This is a genomic window from Verrucosispora sp. CNZ293 (assembly GCF_002754655.1).
The window spans coordinates 2,647,723-2,664,649 of sequence record NZ_PEFR01000001.1; the positions used below are offsets into that span (position 1 = coordinate 2,647,723).

Consider the following 16,927-nt stretch of genomic DNA (forward strand, 5'->3'; position numbering starts at 1 on the left):
TCCTGCCAAGAAATAACGTAAGTACATCGTCCGTTCGGCTAGATTTCTGGGAGACGATCGGGCTAAGGTGACTCCCGAACGTACTAACACAACTAACCAAAGCGTCACGTCTATATCCGCGGACGAGGTGCAGGGAGGACCACCATGACCGCGTCAACGATCACCGAATCGGCGACCACCTCGGCAACCACCGCCCCGAAGCTCGACCCGCGCTCGCTCACCGACAGCGCCGCCGAGCTGCTGAACGCCATGGCCGCGCTGCCGGCCGGGCACCCGTCCCGGGCCGCGCTGCGCGACCGGGCAATCGAGGCCTGGTTGCCGCTGGCCAACCACCTCGCCCACCGCTACAGCGGTCGGGGCGAACCCACGGACGATCTCGCGCAGACCGCCGCCGTCGGCCTCATCAAGGCCATCGACAAGTTCGACCCCTCCCGTGGGGTCGACTTCGCCGGCTACGCGATCCCCACCATCATCGGCGAGCTGAAGCGGCACTTCCGCGACCGGACGTGGGACATCCGGGTACCCCGGCGGTTGCAGGAGCTGCGGCTGGCCATCTCGGACGCCAACAGCTCGCTGCTGCAGACCCTGGGCCGCTCCCCGACGGTCGCCGACATCGCCGCCCACCTCAAGCTCACCGAGGAAGAGGTGCTGGAGGGTCTGGAGGGCGCCCGCGCGTACAACGCGGTGTCGCTGTCCACCCCGACCGGTGACGGTGACCGCGCGACCGAGCTGGGCGACATGCTCGGCGGTGAGGACAGCGAGTTCGAGCTGGCCGAGCTGCGGGTGGCGCTGGGCCCCGCGCTGGCCACGCTCGACGAGCGGGAGCAGAAGATTCTCACGCTGCGGTTCTACGGCAACCTGACGCAGTCGCAGATCGCCGATCAGATCGGCGTCTCGCAGATGCACGTGTCCCGGCTGCTGGCCCGGGCCCTGACGAAGCTGCGGGGGCAGCTCGACGGCACGTACTAGACCCGCTGAGGGGTGGTGTTGGTGGCCGGGCCCGACGGGCCCGGCCACCATCGTGTGCGGGGCGGCTCAGCCGGCGACGGGTTCCCGCCACATGGGCCAGAACGGCGTGCCGTCGGGCAGCCGGAACGGCTCGGCGACCCGGTAGCCGTGCCGCGCGTACAGGTCGCGGCTGGTCTCGCTGCTCGCCTCCAGGTACGCCGGCATGCCGTTGGCGTCCAGCCAGGCGTGGTGGTGGCGCAGCAGCGCCGTGCCGACACCCTGGCCCTGGCGGTCCGGACGCACCGCCAGCAACGCCAGATGGTGATGATCGGCATGCGGATGGTTGGCCGCGAACAATTCGTCAAGGTGCACGAAGTTCGGGGTCCACTCCCCGCACGCCGAGGCCAGCCGGGCGTCGTAGTCCTCCGGCGGTGGCAGCGGTTCGCCGACCGACGGCAGCCAGACCGCCACCCCGGTCCGATCCTCGGTGCCGAACACCAGACCGTGCCGGAGGGCGTGGTCGACGATGATCTCGAAGTTCCCGGCCAGCACCGCCTCCCGCTTGGCTTCGTCCGGCACCAGCCAGCGGGGCTGGTCCAGCACCATGAACGCCTCGGCGATCCGCGCGGCGACCCAGCGGGCGTCGCCCTCGCCGAGCTGACCGATTGCCGGCCGGGTCACCGCCGCGCCTCCGCCGTGGGCGCCGGCTCGGTGGCCGGCGAGGGGGTCACGACGGCCGCCGCGCTCTCCGCGCCCAGGCCGATCCGGGCGTACGTGTCGGGACGCCGTCGCCGCAGCGACAGACCCCACAGCCCGCCCAGCAGCGCCGCCACCGGGTAGGCCAGCGGAATCGCCCAGCGCAGCGGCGAGTCGGGCTCGACCCCGAGCAGGTTGGCGAAGTTCTGCACCGCCAGGACGATGATCGCGATCAGCGCGATCGCGGCGATGCCGGGCGCGATCACCCGCCGCCACAGCGTCTCCTGCTCACCGCTGCGGGCAAAGTACGCGATGATCGCGACCGCGGTGGTGGCGATCATCAACAGCACGCCGAAACCACCGCTGGTGCCCAGCCAGAAGAACAGCTGCAGGACCGGGTCCCAGCCGTTCACCGCGTACAGGATGATCACCAGCAGGCCGAGCGCGCTCTGCGCCAGCGAGGCGGCCCGGGGTGCGCCGGTGGTCGGTGAGGTCCGTCCGAACACCGCTGGCAGCACCCGCTCCCGGCCCAGCGCGAAGGTGTAGCGCGCGGTGGTGTTGTGGAACGAGATCATCGCGGCCAGCACCGAGGTCAGGAAGAGCGCCTGCCCGATGGTCAGGACGGTGTCACCCAGGTGCGCCCCGGCCAGGTTGAAGATCAGTTCGACGCTCTGGGTGCCGGCCTCCTCGACGATCCGGTCCGGTCCGACCGCCACCGTCATGCTCCACGAGGAGAGCGCGTAGACCACCGCGATGATCGCCACGGACAGGTAGGTGGCCATCGGCACCGTACGCCGGGGATCCTTGCTCTCCTCGCTGAACACCACCGCCGCCTCGAAACCGACGAAGCCGAGGATCGCCAGCACCAGCACCGCGCCGAGCCCCGGCACGAAGAAGTTCTCCGGCGAGAACGCGGCGAAGCTCATGCCACCGGCGGCCGGGTTGCCCAACTGGCCGAGGTCGAACACCACGATGATGGCGATCTCGGCGCAGAGCAGCGCCGCCAGCACCATGCCGTTGATGTCCACCCGGAGCAGGCCCAGCATCGCCACCAGCGCCCAGGCCACAAGCGCCACGATCCACCACTGCGGGGTGATCCCGAACAGCCGGTCCAGCACCGGTGCCGCTGCCGCGCCGATGGTGCCGTAGAGCCCGACCTGAAGGGCGTTGTAGGCGATCAGGGCCACCCAGGCCGTACCCACCCCGGCCGGGCGTCCCAGCCCACGGGCCACGTACGCGTAGAAGGCACCGGCGTTGGCCATCCGACGGGCCATCGCCACGTAGCCGACGGAGAACACCGCGAGGACGGCGGCCACCGCCAGGAAGGCCAGCGGAATGCCGAGCACTCCGATGACCCCGTAGCCGGTGGTGACCACACCGGCGACCACGGTCAGCGGGGCCGCCGCGGAGAGGACGAAGAAGATCACCGAGGGTACGCCGAGCCGGCCACGGGCCAGCGCCTCGGAGACGTTGCTCGGTCGTTCGGTTGTCGCTGTCGAGGACATGTACTGCTCCGGTCTGAGGGGAAGGGGGTGTACCGGGTCAGGGGGCGCCGCGCAGCACCGCCGCACCGACGGCGGCCTCGGTGTGCGCCACGAGTTCCTTCAGCGGGGCCGGCAGAGCCGGGATGATCAGATTGAGTCGGTGGTGTGCGCGCGGACCAGCGCTCCACAGCACCTCTCGGGTCAGTCCGGCGGCGGCGACCAGCCCGAGCAGCGTCGCGTCGGGCACGCTCGGCGGCTCGGCCCGCTCCAGCAGCGCCCGCAGCCGGGTGGCCGGCCAGGCCACCACGTTGAGGTCGATCGGCTGGTAGGTGACACTGGTCCGGAGCAGCCGCCGACTCTCCTGCCGCCGCAGCACGCCGGCCCGGGACAGCCGTTCCCCGACCGAGGTCACCGAGGTCTGGGCGAGGAAACTGAGCCAGGTCCGCACCGACTGGTGCTGTGCCTCGCCGACCAACTGGTCCAACACGGTGTGCGCCAACGCGTCAGCCGGAGGTCGACGGTCGATCACGCCGACCTGGCCGGCGGTGACCGTGATGTGTCCATAGAGGATCAGCTCGCCGAGGAGCCCCCCGGCCAGCCCGAGGCTGGTCGCCGCCGGGTGCAGCTTCGCCTTGCCCCGGGTGTCGTTGTGCGCGATCAGAAAGAACTCGTCGGCGGTGAGCACACGTCCTCCCGAGCCGGCCGTCCACAGTGATCGCTAACCGGGAAAGGATGCACCGAGCGCAACTGCAACGCAACTCCCGTTTTCGGCAGTTGCACTCCGTGGTGGTGCGACCTGCGCCTTTTCCCGTGACAGACTCGGAGGGTGACCGCGAGCCCCACCGTCCGACGCCGCCGTATCGCCCGCGAACTACGCCAGTTGCGGGAACGTGCCGGGATGACCCTGGATGTCGCCGCCCGGCAGCTGGACATGTCCAAGAGCAACCTGTCGCGCATCGAGAACGCGCAGATCGGCATCAAGCCCCGCGATGTCCGAGCCGCGCTCGCGCTGTACCAGGTCACCGGGAACGACGCCGAGGCGCTCATCGAGATCGCCCGGGGCGCCCAGCAACGTGGCTGGTGGCAGCACTACAGCGACGTGCTGCCGGACTGGTTCGAGTTCTACGTCGGACTGGAGGCCGAGGCCGCCACCCTGCGCACGTACGAAGCCGAGGCGGTGCCCGGCCTGTTGCAGACCGAGGCGTACGCCCGTGAGGTGTACCGGCTCACCGCCGGCGAGGACGATCTGGACCGCAAGGTGGCTGCCCGGCTACGCCGGCAGGATGTGCTGCGCGGCGACGATCCGGTGGACCTGTCGGTGGTGCTGAACGAGGCAGTATTACTACGCCCTGTCAGCGATCGCAGCGTCATGGCGGGGCAGACGACCCACCTGGAGACCATCGCTCAACTACCCAACGTCACCATCCAGGTACTTCCCTTCGACGCTGGCGGGCATCCGGCGATGAACTCGCCGTACGTGATCCTCACCTTCGCCGACGCGGCCGACGCGGCCGTCGTCTACCTGGAAAATCTCTCCACTGGCCTGGCACTGGAGGAGGCCGCGCAAGTGCGCTCGTATAGCCTTGTGCACGAGAGGCTGTGCAGTCTGGCACTCGATCCAGCGGCGTCCCTGATCCGCCTGAAGGAAGCTTCTCGCTACTTTACGTGACCGCTGCATCGCGGTCACTGTCGGTATCGACGAAGGGATCGCGATGACCGCGCTCGACCTGTCCCGGGCGGAGTGGCGCACCAGCACGCGCAGTGTGGGCAATGGCAACTGCGTCGAGGTGGCCACCGTCGACGGTGGAGTCGCGGTACGGGACAGCAAGGACCGTCGCGGCCCCGTGCTGACCTTCCCGCCGTCGGCCTGGCGCATCTTCGTCGCCAGCGTCCACAGTCGCTGACCCACCCCGCACCGCTCCCACCCGCACCGCCCACCAGTTCCCGCCCCGCACTGCTGTCGACCGGGCGGCCCGTGACCGCCGCCGGGCCGCCCCCGTCACGTTCGTGCGTCGTCGGGATCGACCGGTTCTCCCGGCATGACCTCCAGTACACCCGCGCCGTCACCATCTGCCACCGACAGATCCGCGCACAGCAGGTTACTGTCCGCGATCACGACACCGCGCCACCCACATCCTTCCCTCCGCCCTTTGCTCTGCTTCAACCCACGCACTCCCGGCCAGCGACGGCCGAGCGCACCAGGAGGCAGCGCACCGGTCAAGCGCACGGACCAGCCCATGGGCCAGCACCCGGGACCAGCACACCGGCACCAGCGCACGGCGGCCAGCGGCACGGCCGGCAGCGGCAGGGGGACAGGGGCACGGGGCTTAGTGGGGGCGGTGCGAGACTGGGTCGTGCTCTCCGAGGTGGCGATCGACCTGCCGGTCCGGCCGGTGCTGCCGGCGCTTGTGGCGGCGCTGCGCTCGGCGGGCAGCGCGGTCCTGGTCGCCCCGCCGGGCACCGGTAAGACCACCCTCGCCCCGCTCGCCGTGGCCGAGGCGGTGACCGGGCGGGTGATCGTCGCCCAGCCGCGTCGGGTGGCCGCCCGGGCAGCCGCCCGACGGATGGCGGCCCTGCTCGGCGAGACGGTCGGTGGTCGGATCGGCTACGCGGTTCGGGGTGAGCGGCGGGCCGGACCCCGTACCCGGGTGGAGGTGGTGACCACCGGTCTGCTGGTCCGCCGGTTGCACCACGACCCGGAGCTGGCCGGCGTCGACGCGGTGCTGCTCGACGAGATCCATGAGCGTCAGCTCGACGCCGATCTGGCGCTCGCCTTCAGTGTGGAGTCCCGGGCCGCGTTGCGTCCCGAGTTGTGGCTGCTGGCCATGTCGGCGACCCCGGAGGCGGACCGTTTCGCCGCGCTGATCGGCGGTACGGCGCCGGCGCCTGTGGTTCGGGCGTCGTCGGCGCTGCATCCGGTGACCCGTATCTGGGCACCGCCGACCCGACCCGCGCCACCGCCCGGCGCGGGGCCGGTGGATCGGGTGCTACTCGACCACGTCGCGGCCACCGTCCGGCGGGCGCTGCGCGAGCAGGACGGTGACCTGCTGGTGTTCCTGCCCGGCGTGGGTGAGATCGCCGCCGTCGCCGGCCGGCTGGTCGACCTGCGCGACAGCGTCGACGTGCTACGCCTGCACGGCCGCCAGAGCGGCGCCGAACAGGACGCCGCGCTGCGGGCGGGAGAACGGCGGCGGGTCGTGCTGGCCACGGCGGTGGCGGAGAGCAGCCTGACCGTGCCGGGCGTGCGGACGGTGGTGGACGCGGGCCTGTCCCGGGTCGCTCGACTGGACCTGGCCCGGGGGCTGGGCGCGCTGGTCACCGTGGCCGTGTCCCGCGCGGCGGCGACGCAGCGAGCCGGCCGGGCCGGTCGGGAGGCGGCCGGCCAGGTGTACCGGTGCTGGTCGCCGGCAGTGCACGAGCGGCTGCCCGCGCAGCCGGAACCGGAGATCGCCACCGCTGACCTGACCGGCTTCGCCCTGGAACTCGCCGCCTGGGGCGCACCCGGCGGAGCCGGGCTGGCGCTTCCCGATCCGCCTCCGGCGGCGGCGATGGCTGTGGCGTCCGAGACCCTGAGCGCACTCGGTGCGATCGACGCGGACGGGCGGATCACCGAGCGGGGCCGGGCCGTCGTCGCCGCCGGAGCGCATCCCCGGCTCGCCCGCGCCCTGCTCGACGGGGCCGACCGGGTGGGTGCCGACCGCGCCGCGCAGGTGGTGGCGTTGCTCGCCGAGTCGACGGTTGTCGGGTCCGGCGACGATCTCGCTGCCGCCTGGCGTCGGTTGCGTGCCGGCACCGACCCGGGCGCCACCGCCCGCTGGCGAGCGGAGGTACGCCGGCTGCGCGCCGCCCTGCCCGACCGGCCGCAGATCCCTGGCAGGCCGGGAGAACCGGACGGGCGGTCGGAGCCGGGCCCGGTGCCGGACGGACGCGAGATGACGGCGGGACGAACAACGGCGCCCGGGCCCACAGCACCGCACGAGCGGACAACACCGGGCGGACGGACACCGCCGGGCGGGCCGGGTGGGCAGCGGTCGGTGGGCGATCAGCGGCCGTGGTTGCCCGATGACCTCGCCGCCGGGCTGCTGGTCGGGTTGGCGTACCCGGAACGGCTGGCCCGGGCGCGCCGGGCGGGCGGTTCGGCGTACCTGATGAGCGGCGGGACCGCGGCGGAGCTGACGCCCGGGTCGGGGCTGGTGGGCGTCGAATGGTTGGCCATCGCGGTGGCCGACCGTGCTCCGGGCGCACCGGCCGCCCGGATCCGGCTCGCCGCCGTCATCGACGAGGCGACCGCGCGCGAGGTGGCCGGCCCGTTGCTCCGCACCCAGCGGGAGATCGGGTGGTCGGGTGGGGACGTGGTGGCCCGGGAGGTGCTCCGGTTGGGTGCCATCGGGCTGACCGACCGAGCGCTGGCTCGACCCGACCGGGACGAGGTGGCCGCTGCCCTGCTGACCGGGCTGCGCGACACCGGCCTCGATCTGCTGACCTGGACGCCGGGAGCCAGAGCGCTGCGGGAGCGGCTGGCGTTCTGCCGGTGCGCGCTCGGTGACGACTGGCCCGACGTCTCCGACGAGGCGCTGCTGGCCGGCGCGCAGCTCTGGCTGGGGCCGGAACTGGCAAACGCCCGACGCCGGGCCGACCTGGCCCGGGTCGACGTGGCCGGTGCGCTACGCCGGCTGCTGCCCTGGCCACTGGCCGGCCGGCTGGACGAGCTGGCGCCGGAGCGGATCACGGTGCCGAGCGGTTCGCGGATCCGGGTCGACTACGCCGACCCGACCGCGCCGGTCCTGGCGGTCCGGCTTCAGGAGACCTTCGGTTGGCCGGAGGCACCCCGGGTCGGTGGCGGGCGGGTGCCGGTGCTGCTGCACCTGCTCTCCCCAGCGGGACGGCCGGTGGCGGTCACCGCCGATCTCGCCTCGTTCTGGCGCTCCGGCTACCGCCAGGTCCGCGCCGAGCTGCGCGGACGCTATCCGCGGCACCCCTGGCCGGAGGACCCCACCACGGCCACGCCGACCCGGCGGGTCGGGCGGCGCTCCTGAATGCTCACGGCTCGTCGACCACGTCGGCGATGACGACTGTGATGTTGTCCGGCCCGCCGGCCTGCAACGCCAGATCGATGAGTGTGCGCCCGCAGGCGTCTCGTTCCGGCTGGCTGGCCAGCACCTCGGCCAGGGTGTCGGCGCGGACGACGTTGGACAACCCGTCGCTGCACAGCAGCCAGCGGTCGCCGGCCCGGGGCACCATCGTCGCGTACGTCGGGGAGACCTCGTCGCCCTGCAACGCCTGAGTCACCACGGCCCGGCGGGGGTGGCTGACCGCCTGGTCGGGAGTGATCAGCCCCTGGTCGACGAGCATCTGCACGAAGGTGTCGTCCCGGGTGATCTGTTTGAGCACCCCGTCCCGGAACAGGTAGGCCCGGGAGTCACCGACGTGGGCCAGCGCCAGGCAGCTGCCGGTACGCGCGAACAGCAGCGCGGTGAGCGTGGTGCCCATCCCCTGCCGTTGGGGATCCTCGGCGACCGCCTGGCGGATCCGCTCGGTGGCCAGCCGGATGCCGTTCTGCAGTGCGGCTACCAGCACGTCCTCCGGCGTCTCCACGTCCAGCGGCGCCACTGCCCCGATGGCGATGGCGCTGGCCAGATCCCCGGCGGCCATGCCGCCCATGCCGTCGGCGACGGCGACCAGCCAGGTGCCGCAGTGCAACGCGTCCTGGTTTCCGCTGCGGATCAGCCCACGGTCGCTCGTCCCGGCGGAACGCAGCTTCAGGGTCATGGCACGCAGCCTGCCAGGAGTAGGGCGCGGTTGTCTCTAGGAGATCAGGACCAGCCGGCGTGGCGCGGTGAATCTCACTGACGGTGAACGTGAATTCTCATCGGATGCGATCGATTGACATGTCCTGCGCGCCCTGGAAACATGCCCGATACCTGGGAGCGCTCCCAGCTTCGTACCCCCACTTCGCCAGTTCCGTCCCGCTCGTCGGAAGGACTCCCCCGTGACGCCATCCCGACGTCGTCTCGCGGTGCTCGCCGCAGCGACCGCTGTGGCGCTGGTCGGTGTTAGCGCCGGCACCGCATTCGCCGACCCACCCGCCGACGCACCTGAACAGATCCGCAACGGTGACTTCAGCGAGGGCTCATCGCCCTGGTTCTCCTACGGCACCAACTCCCTTGGCGTGGTGGACGGCCAGCTCTGCGCCACCGTCTCCGCCGGCCTGGCCAACCCCTGGGACGCCGGCATCGGCCACGACGCGCTTCCACTCATCGCCGGCGCCGAGTACACCCTCGGCTTCGACGTCACCTCCAGCCCCGGTGGCCCGGTGGCCGCCGTGCTGCAACTCGGCAGCGAGCCCTACACCGGCTACTACTCGGTCACCGCCGCCGCGACGTCGACCCAGCAGCGCGTCGAGCGCACCTTCGTCGCCCCGACCGACGACGAGCGCGCCCAGCTGATCTTCCAGATCGGCGGTAGCGCCGAGGCGCGGACCGTCTGCCTGGACAACATCTCGCTGCGCGGCGGCAACCCACCCGAGCCGTACGTGCCGGACACCGGTCCCCGGGTCCGGGTGAACCAGGTCGGTTACCTGCCGGGCGGGCCGAAGAACGCCACAGTGGTCACCGAGGCCACCGAGGCACTGCCGTGGCAGCTGCACTCCGCCTCGGGAGCCGTGCTGGCCAGCGGCACCACCACTCCCCGCGGCGTCGACCAGGCGTCCGCGCAGAACGTGCACTCGGTGGACTTCTCCTCGTACCGCACGCCGGGGCAGGGGCTGACGCTGGCCGTCGACGGCGAGGTCAGCCACCCGTTCGACATCTCCGGCACGCTCTACGACCAGCTGCGGTCGGACGCGTTGCAGTTCTTCTACATCCAGCGCAGCGGCATTGAGATCGACGGTGACCTGGTCGGCGAGGAGTACGCCCGCCCCGCCGGACACCTGGGCGTCGCCCCGAACCAGGGTGACACCGACGTGCCCTGTGCCGCCGGAGCCTGCGACTACCGCCTCGACGTGCGCGGCGGCTGGTACGACGCGGGCGACCACGGCAAGTACGTGGTCAACGGCGGCATCGCCACCTACCAGCTGCTGAACAGCTTCGAGCGGACCAAGAACGCCGCCACCGGCGGATTCGGCGCCGACCTCGGTGACGGCACGCTGCGGCTGCCCGAGCGCGACAACGGGGTACCGGACATCCTCGACGAGGCCCGCTGGGAGCTGGAGTTCCTGCTGCGGATGCAGGTGCCGGCCGGCAAGCCGCTGGCCGGAATGGCCCACCACAAGATTCACGACCGGAACTGGACCGGCCTGCCGATGCAGCCCGAGGACGACCCGGAGCCGCGCGAGCTGCACCCGCCGTCCACCGCCGCCACTCTGAACCTGGCCGCCACGGCCGCCCAGTGCGCCCGGCTGTTCGCTCCGTACGACAAGGAGTTCGCGCAGCGCTGCGGCAAGGCGGCGAAGACCGCGTACGCGGCGGCCAAGGCCAACCCCGCCCGGTACGCTCCGTCGACCGGCAACGGCGGTGGCCCGTACGACGACACGAACGTGACCGACGAGTTCTACTGGGCGGCCGCCGAGCTGTACCTGACCACCGGCGAACGCACCTACCTGACCGACCTGACCGCCTCGCCGCACCACACCGGTGACGTCTTCGACCCCCGTGGCTTCGGCTGGCAGAGCGTGGCCGCGCTGGGCCGCCTCGACCTGGCGACCGTGCCGAGCGGGCTGCCGGCGGCCGAGCTGACCCGGATCCGTGCCTCGGTCACCGCCGCCGCCGACAGGTACCTCGCCGAGATCGGCCGGCAGGCGTACGGGCTGCCCATGCCCGGCGACCCGAACAGCTACTTCTGGGGCGGCAACGGCGCCATCATCAACAACGCCGTCGTGCTGGCCACCGCGTTCGACCTGACCGGAGCGGCGAAGTACCGCGACGGCGCGGTGCAGACGATGGACTACATCCTCGGCCGCAACGCGCTGAACATCTCGTACGTCACCGGGTGGGGCGAGCACGCGGCGGAAAACCAGCACAGCCGGATCTTCGGCTTCCAGCTCAACCCGAGCATGCCGAAGCCGCCCGCCGGCTCGATCGCCGGCGGACCGAACGCCGCCCTCCAGGACCCGTTCGTGGAGCAGTTGCTCGAGGGCTGCGCCCCGATGTTCTGCTTCGTCGACGACATCGCCTCGTACTCCACGAACGAGGTGGCGATCAACTGGAACTCGGCGCTGGCCTGGATCTCCTCGTTCCTGGCCGACCAGGGCGATTCCGGCGCGGTGCCGGCACCCACCTGCTCGGTGTCGTACACCAACTACGGCTCGTGGCAGGGCGGTACCGGCTTCACCGCCCAGGTGAACATCCGCAACACCGGCACCGCCGCGGTGAACGGCTGGACCGCCCGGTTCGCCTTCACCGGTGACGCCAAGGTGCGCGACGCGTGGATGGCCAACGTGACGCAGTCCGGAGCCACGGTGACCGCGAAGAGCGAGTCGTACAACTCGCGGATCAACCCGGGTGGTTCGGTGATGTTCGGCTTCAACGCCACTACCGGCGGTGGCGCCAACCCCGCTCCCAACCTGGTCACGGTCAACGGCGCGGCCTGCACCGTGTCCTGATCCCCGGGTGGGGTGCCGTCGGCGACCGGCGCCCCACCCGGCCCCCACCCCGATGAAGTGATCAAGAAGTTCTGGTCCGGATCCACATGGATCCGGACCAGAACTTCTTGGTCGTCTGGCACGAAGGGCGGGAACGGCGCCGTGCGGCAGGATAGGGACGTGGGTGATCTCGACGAGGTGGTGTTGCGTCAGGGCGAGCCGGCGGACGCGGGGGTGGTGCTGCGGCTGCTCGACGACGCGACCGCCTGGCTGGTGGCGCGAGGGCGGACCGGACAGTGGGGCATCGAGCCCGCCTCGACAGATCCCCGCCGGATCGCCCAGGCCGACGCGTGGGCCACCGGCGGCGGGCTGTGGCTGGCTCAGGCAGGAGAACGCCCGGTCGGCGCGCTGGTCGTCGGGGCCGCCACCGAGTACGTGCCCCCCGCGACCGAGCCGGAGCTGTATGTCAACCTGCTGGTCACCGACCGGGCGTACGCCGGACGGGGAATCGGTGGGCGGCTGCTGGCGCACGCCGCCGACCTGGCCCGGGACCGCGGGGTCGGGCTACTGCGGGTGGACTGCTACGCGGGCGACGACGGCGCACTGGTGCGCTGGTACGAACGCCAGGGCTTCACCCCCACCGCCCCCTTCACAGTCGAACGCCCCAACCGTTCCCCCTGGCCCGGCCAACTCCTAACCCGCCCCCTCCCACCCCCTTGAGTTGATCATGAGGTTAGCGGCAGTTGTCGATCAACGTGCCGCTAACCTCATGATCGACACGGCCAGGCCGGGGTCGGTGGGGGGTGGGTCAGGCGCGGAGTTTGGGTAGGACCTGGTCGCCGAAGGTGTCGAGGAAGGGGCGTTGGTCCTGGCCAACGTGGTGCAGCGCGATCTGGTCGAAGCCGAGGTCGACGTACTCCTCCAGCCAGCCGACGTGCCGGCCCAGGTCGGCGGAGATGTTGACCACCTCCGCGAGTCGGGCCATCGGCACCTCGGCGGAGACCACGTCGAAGTGCTCCGGGGTGGCCAGATCCCAGCAGACCGGCGGGGCGAAGACATTGCTGCGCCACTGGTCGTAGGCGATCGCCTCGGCCTCGGCCTGGGCGGGTGCCCAGCTCAGGTGCACCTGTAGGTGCAACGGTCCACGTCCGCCCGCATCCCGGTAGGCGTCGATCATGCGGCGCAGGTGGTCGGTCGGCGCGTTGACCGTGATCAGGCCGTCCGCCCACTCGGCGCACCAGCGGGCGGTGGCGACGCTGACCGCGGCGCCGACAAGCGCCGGCGGCTGCTCCGGGCGGCTCCACAGCTTCGCCCGGTCTACCCGGACCAGGCCGTCGTGGCTGACCTCCTCGCCGGCCAGCAGGGCGCGGATGACGTCGACGCACTCCCGCAGCCGGGCGTTGCGGATGTCCTTGCGCGGCCACGCGTCGCCGGTGATGTGCTCGTTCGCCGCCTCACCGGAGCCCAGCGCCGCCCAGAAGCGGCCCGGGTACATGGCGGCGAGGGTGCCGATCGCCTGCGCGATGATCGCCGGGTGGTAGCGCTGCCCGGGCGCGTTGACCACCCCGAACGACAGACCTGTGGCCTGCAACGCCGAGCCGAGCCAGGACCAGGCGAATCCGGAGTGGCCCTGACGCTCGCTCCAGGGGGCGAAGTGGTCCGAGCACATGGCGGCGTCGAAGCCGACCTGCTCGGCGTGGACCACCGCCTCCAGCAGCTCACGCGGGTGGATCTGCTCGTGGGAAGCGTGAAACGCGATCGCCGTCATGCCGCCCTTCACTACCCAGCCGGCCAGCGTTGTAAGCAGCGGTTACTCGGAGTGGGCACCGGCACCGGCGGTGGCCACGCCCTCCCCCACCCAGACCGTCTTGACGTTGCAGAACTCGTGCATGCCCTGGGCAGAGAGTTCCCGGCCGTAGCCGGAGTTCTTCACCCCGCCGAAGGGCAGTTCGGGGTAGGACGTCGTCATCCCGTTGATGAACACCGCACCGGCCTCCAGGTCGGTGGCGAACCGCTGCTGCTCCTGCGGGTCGCGGGTCCAGGCGTTCGAGCCGAGCCCGAAGCTGGTGCCGTTGGCTAGCTCGACCGCCTCCTCGTACGACGAGGCCCGGTACAACCCGGCAACCGGCCCGAACACCTCCTCGGCCCACATCCGCATGCCCGGGTTCAGATCCGTCACCACCGTCGGTGGGTAGAACCAGCCCGCCCCGGCCGGCTTCTCACCACCGCAGAGCACCGTGGCGCCCTTGTCGACCGCATCCCGGACCTGCGCGTCGACCTCGTCGCGGCCCCGCTCGGAGGCCAGCGGGCCGACGTCGGTGCCGTCGTCCATCGGGTCACCCACCCGCAGCGCCGACATCCGATGCGCGAACGCCTCGGCGAAGGCGTCGTAGACGTCGGTGTGCACGATGAAGCGCTTGGCCGCGATGCAGGACTGGCCGTTGTTCTGGCAGCGGGCGGTGGTGGCAACCTGCGCGGCAAGCTCCACGTCGGCGGAGGGCATCACCACGAACGGGTCGCTGCCGCCCAGTTCCAGCACCGTCTTCTTCAGCTCCCGGCCGGCGATCTGCGCGATCGACCGGCCGGCGACCTCGCTGCCGGTCAGCGTGGCGGCGCGTACCCGGGGATCGCTGAGGATCCGGTCCACCGCGTCGGAGCCGACAAGCAGGGTGGTGAACGCGCCCTCGGGGAAGCCGGCCCGCCGGAACAGGTCCTCCAGCAGCAGCGCGGTCTGCGGCACGTTCGAGGCGTGCTTGAGCAGGCCGGTGTTGCCGGCCATCAGGGCCGGCGCGGCGAAGCGCATCACCTGCCAGAGGGGGAAGTTCCACGGCATCACCGCCAGCACCGGCCCGATCGGCTGGTAGCGGACGAACGCCCGGGTCGCCGAGACCGCCTCGGCGTCGGCCGGCTCGTCGGCGAGGAATTCGGCAGCCCGGCCGGCGTAGAAGCGGCAGGCGGTGGCGCACTTGGTGACCTCGGCCCTGGCTGCGGCGAGCGTCTTGCCCATCTCGGTGGTCATCAGCCGGGCGATCTCGTCCCGTTCCGCCTCCAGCAGGTCGGCCGCCGCGATCAGCCACCGCCCGCGCTGCTCGATCGTGGTGTCGCGCAGCTGCCGGTACGCCAGGTCGGTCCGCTCGATCGCGCCGTCGATCTGCTCGTCCGACATCGCCTCGTACGTCTTGAGCACCTGGCCGGTCACCGGATTGGTGGTGGCGATGGTCATCAGGGTTACTCCCGTCACTCGAAGAGCGAGTGCCGCACGCCGGGCTCCTCCCGACGGCGGGCGGCGCGACGACGTTGGATGACGATCAGGTCGACGACGGCGACCACCGCGAACACGGCGCAGACGACGCCCAACCAGGCCACGTCGGCACGGAACGCAAGCACCGCGAAAACGGTCATGGTGACGAGCCCGAAGCTGGCCAGCGCCAGTCGCAGGTTCAGTGCGCTGTTCGCGTGACCGACCGTGCCACGGGCACGCCGAGGCTGTGATCTCGTCATCACCTCCACCTACCCCGCGCCGCCGGAGCTAACCGTCGCCCGGGGTTCCGGTACCGGACGATCAGGAACGCCAGGCGCCACGGGCCACTGCCTCCGCGGCGTACGCGGCAAAGCTCCTCGGGTCGTGGCCGGTGACCTGCCGGACCGTCCCGGTCGGCTGGCCGTCGCCCAGGTCGCGCAGTGCCCCGAACGCGGCGATCTCGCCCGCCACCTGCTCGGCCGGTACACCCAGCGCGAGCATCGCCGCCCGGTAGTCGTCGGCCGTACCGAGATGACGCACCGGGCGGCCTACCGTTTCGGTGAGGATCTCCGCGGCCTCGCCGAAGGAGAGCGCGTCCGGGCCGGTGATCTCATACGTCCGGCCGGAGTGTCCGGCACCGGTGAGGGCGGCGACCGCTACGTCTGCGATGTCATCGGCGTCGACGAAGCACTGACGGGCGTCGCCAACCGGCACGGCGATCTCCCCGGCGAGCACGGCCTCCCGGAAGAATCCCTCGTCGAAGTTCTGGTCGAACCAGTCGGGGCGCAGGATCGTCCACTGCGCGCCGCAGGCCCGTACCGTCTCCTCCGCGGCCATCAGTCGCTCGTCACCCATCGCCTCGATCGCCCGGCTGGAGAGCAGCACCACCGGGCCCACCCCGTGCTCCACCGCCAGCCGGACGAAATCGGACTCGACCGGCCGGTCGTGTGGCGCCATCAGATACATCGCGGTGACCCCGGCGAGGGACGCCCGCCAGGAACTCGGATCGGTCCAGTCGAAGCGCGACTCTCCGGTGCGGGAGGCGGATCGGACCGGGTGACCGGCGCCCCGCAACCGGCGGACGACGCGCCGACCGGTCGTACCGGTGGCGCCGAGCACGAGAATCATGTCCTGGTTCGTCATGCGCCCAGTCGAGCAGCCGCCTGTGACAGAAGCCGACGGCCAAAGCCGCCCGACCCCATCGGCTCCGGCCGTGCGTTGCGTTACACCGGCCCGGCCGGACCCGGCCGATCCGGGCACCGGCGGGGAACATGGACCCATGACCGTGAGCCATGCCGAGCCGGTGACCGTCGCCGTCGCCCGACGCGCCGACCCCGCCCGCACCGACGAGATGGTGGCGTGGATGCGGGCCGGCACGGCGCTGGCCGAGGCGTTCCCGGGTTTCCTGGGGGCGGGTTGGGTGCGCCGCGCCCCCGGATCGGGCGACTGGCACATGCTGTACCGGTTCGCCGACCCGGACACCCTGCGCCGCTGGGAGGAGTCGCCGCAGCGACACTGGTGGCTGACCTCGGCGCAGGGCATCGTCGAGCACACCCACGTCGAGCGACGGACCGGCATCGAGGGTTGGTTCGACCCGCCGCGCGCGGCGGACATCGAACCGCTCGACGCCGAACCGACAGTGCCGCCGTCGCCGCCACGCTGGAAGCAGGCGGTGACCATCTGGCTGGCGTTCTTCCCGCTCAGCCTGACCGCCACGCTGCTGACCGGTCAGTTCCTGCCGGGCCTGCCGACCGCGGCGCGGGTACTTCTCATGACGCTCACCCTGACCCCGCTGATGACCTACCTGGTGCTGCCCCGGATCACCCGGGGCCTGCACTGGTGGCTGCACGGCCAGCGGGCACCCTGGCACCGGTAGCGCAGCGGCCGGGCCGCATAGCACGGCGGCCAGGCGTACGACAGAGCACTGCCGCATCCCCGACAGCAACGAGCGACCAGCACGGCCTACGCGCGTAGAGTCAC

At 71.6% G+C, this 16,927-nt stretch carries 14 protein-coding genes and 2 pseudogenes; 8 read left to right on the forward strand and 8 right to left on the reverse strand.

Going from position 1 to position 16,927, the window contains the following annotated elements; translation table 11 throughout:
* Positions 1 to 144: 144 nt before the first annotated feature.
* Positions 145 to 969, forward strand: a complete 825-nt coding sequence (locus CLT74_RS12080; protein ID WP_099846611.1) for a SigB/SigF/SigG family RNA polymerase sigma factor — start codon at positions 145 to 147, stop codon at positions 967 to 969.
* A gap of 66 nt (positions 970 to 1,035) precedes the next feature.
* On the opposite strand, the gene CLT74_RS12085 is transcribed toward CLT74_RS12080, so the two are convergent.
* Genes CLT74_RS12085 through CLT74_RS12095 form a run of 3 tightly spaced genes read right to left on the reverse strand, consistent with a single transcriptional unit; the run spans position 1,036 to position 3,813 of the window.
* A complete protein-coding gene (locus CLT74_RS12085) occupies positions 1,036 to 1,629 on the reverse strand; it encodes a GNAT family N-acetyltransferase (RefSeq protein ID WP_486582267.1) in 594 nt (197 codons plus the stop codon).
* Positions 1,626 to 3,149 (reverse strand): APC family permease, encoded by a 1,524-nt coding sequence (locus tag CLT74_RS12090; protein WP_099846612.1) that lies wholly within the window; start codon positions 3,147 to 3,149, stop codon positions 1,626 to 1,628. Before CLT74_RS12090 ends, CLT74_RS12085 begins: the two co-directional genes overlap by 4 nt.
* Positions 3,150 to 3,186: 37 nt before the next feature.
* Positions 3,187 to 3,813: a GOLPH3/VPS74 family protein gene (locus CLT74_RS12095; protein ID WP_099846613.1), complete on the reverse strand. Its 627-nt coding sequence runs from the start codon at positions 3,811 to 3,813 to the stop codon at positions 3,187 to 3,189.
* A 141-nt stretch (positions 3,814 to 3,954) separates the two neighbouring features.
* Here CLT74_RS12095 and CLT74_RS12100 point away from each other — a divergent pair, with 141 nt between their 5' ends.
* The 4 genes and pseudogenes from CLT74_RS12100 to CLT74_RS31315 all read left to right on the forward strand — a co-directional run.
* Positions 3,955 to 4,797, forward strand: coding sequence for a Scr1 family TA system antitoxin-like transcriptional regulator (locus CLT74_RS12100; protein WP_099846614.1), 843 nt, complete (start codon positions 3,955 to 3,957; stop codon positions 4,795 to 4,797).
* Between the two features lie 43 nt (positions 4,798 to 4,840).
* Positions 4,841 to 5,032 (forward strand): DUF397 domain-containing protein, encoded by a 192-nt coding sequence (locus CLT74_RS12105; protein ID WP_099846615.1) that lies wholly within the window; start codon positions 4,841 to 4,843, stop codon positions 5,030 to 5,032.
* 450 nt (positions 5,033 to 5,482) lie between these two features.
* A pseudogene (locus CLT74_RS31310) lies at positions 5,483 to 6,991 on the forward strand (helicase-related protein); the annotation flags it as partial.
* A gap of 132 nt (positions 6,992 to 7,123) precedes the next feature.
* Positions 7,124 to 8,164, forward strand: a pseudogene (locus tag CLT74_RS31315) (ATP-dependent helicase C-terminal domain-containing protein); the annotation flags it as partial.
* A gap of 4 nt (positions 8,165 to 8,168) precedes the next feature.
* Here the strand turns inward: CLT74_RS31315 and CLT74_RS12115 are convergent.
* Positions 8,169 to 8,897, reverse strand: a complete 729-nt coding sequence (locus CLT74_RS12115) for a protein phosphatase 2C domain-containing protein (protein ID WP_099846617.1) — start codon at positions 8,895 to 8,897, stop codon at positions 8,169 to 8,171.
* A gap of 220 nt (positions 8,898 to 9,117) precedes the next feature.
* Here CLT74_RS12115 and CLT74_RS12120 point away from each other — a divergent pair, with 220 nt between their 5' ends.
* Together CLT74_RS12120 and CLT74_RS12125 are read left to right on the forward strand one after the other, a co-directional pair.
* Complete coding sequence (locus tag CLT74_RS12120; RefSeq protein WP_099846618.1) at positions 9,118 to 11,727, forward strand: glycoside hydrolase family 9 protein; 2,610 nt, start codon at positions 9,118 to 9,120, stop codon at positions 11,725 to 11,727.
* 159 nt (positions 11,728 to 11,886) lie between these two features.
* The gene (locus CLT74_RS12125; protein ID WP_199172171.1) at positions 11,887 to 12,426 is read left to right on the forward strand and encodes a GNAT family N-acetyltransferase; all 540 of its coding nucleotides are present in this window, start codon (positions 11,887 to 11,889) and stop codon (positions 12,424 to 12,426) included.
* Between the two features lie 88 nt (positions 12,427 to 12,514).
* Here CLT74_RS12125 and CLT74_RS12130 read toward each other — a convergent pair whose 3' ends face one another.
* The 4 genes from CLT74_RS12130 to CLT74_RS12145 form a co-directional block, all read right to left on the reverse strand.
* Positions 12,515 to 13,474, reverse strand: coding sequence for a TIGR03885 family FMN-dependent LLM class oxidoreductase (locus tag CLT74_RS12130; protein ID WP_099846619.1), 960 nt, complete (start codon positions 13,472 to 13,474; stop codon positions 12,515 to 12,517).
* 42 nt (positions 13,475 to 13,516) lie between these two features.
* A complete protein-coding gene (locus CLT74_RS12135; protein ID WP_099846620.1) occupies positions 13,517 to 14,929 on the reverse strand; it encodes an NADP-dependent succinic semialdehyde dehydrogenase in 1,413 nt (470 codons plus the stop codon).
* Positions 14,930 to 14,943: 14 nt separating this feature from the next.
* Entirely contained in the window at positions 14,944 to 15,207 is a 264-nt protein-coding gene (locus CLT74_RS12140; protein WP_099851852.1) for a DUF6343 family protein, read from the reverse strand.
* A 61-nt stretch (positions 15,208 to 15,268) separates the two neighbouring features.
* Entirely contained in the window at positions 15,269 to 16,090 is an 822-nt protein-coding gene (locus CLT74_RS12145) for an NAD(P)H-binding protein (RefSeq protein ID WP_099846621.1), read from the reverse strand.
* Between the two features lie 136 nt (positions 16,091 to 16,226).
* Here CLT74_RS12145 and CLT74_RS12150 point away from each other — a divergent pair, with 136 nt between their 5' ends.
* A complete protein-coding gene (locus tag CLT74_RS12150; protein ID WP_099846622.1) occupies positions 16,227 to 16,823 on the forward strand; it encodes an antibiotic biosynthesis monooxygenase in 597 nt (198 codons plus the stop codon).
* The last annotated feature ends 104 nt before the right edge of the window (positions 16,824 to 16,927 follow it).

Bases quoted from the DNA above. Each gene is read 5' to 3' on its own strand.
- CLT74_RS12090 (WP_099846612.1), bottom strand. From the start codon at position 3,149: ATGTCCTCGACAGCGACAACCGAACGACCGAGCAACGTCTCCGAGGCG.
- CLT74_RS12105 (WP_099846615.1), top strand. From the start codon at position 4,841: ATGACCGCGCTCGACCTGTCCCGGGCGGAGTGGCGCACCAGCACGCGC.
- CLT74_RS12115 (WP_099846617.1), bottom strand. From the start codon at position 8,897: ATGACCCTGAAGCTGCGTTCCGCCGGGACGAGCGACCGTGGGCTGATC.
- CLT74_RS12140 (WP_099851852.1), bottom strand. From the start codon at position 15,207: ATGACGAGATCACAGCCTCGGCGTGCCCGTGGCACGGTCGGTCACGCG.
- CLT74_RS12145 (WP_099846621.1), bottom strand. From the start codon at position 16,090: ATGACGAACCAGGACATGATTCTCGTGCTCGGCGCCACCGGTACGACC.
- CLT74_RS12080 (WP_099846611.1), top strand. From the start codon at position 145: ATGACCGCGTCAACGATCACCGAATCGGCGACCACCTCGGCAACCACC.
- CLT74_RS12135 (WP_099846620.1), bottom strand. From the start codon at position 14,929: ATGACCATCGCCACCACCAATCCGGTGACCGGCCAGGTGCTCAAGACG.
- CLT74_RS12130 (WP_099846619.1), bottom strand. From the start codon at position 13,474: ATGACGGCGATCGCGTTTCACGCTTCCCACGAGCAGATCCACCCGCGT.
- CLT74_RS12150 (WP_099846622.1), top strand. From the start codon at position 16,227: ATGACCGTGAGCCATGCCGAGCCGGTGACCGTCGCCGTCGCCCGACGC.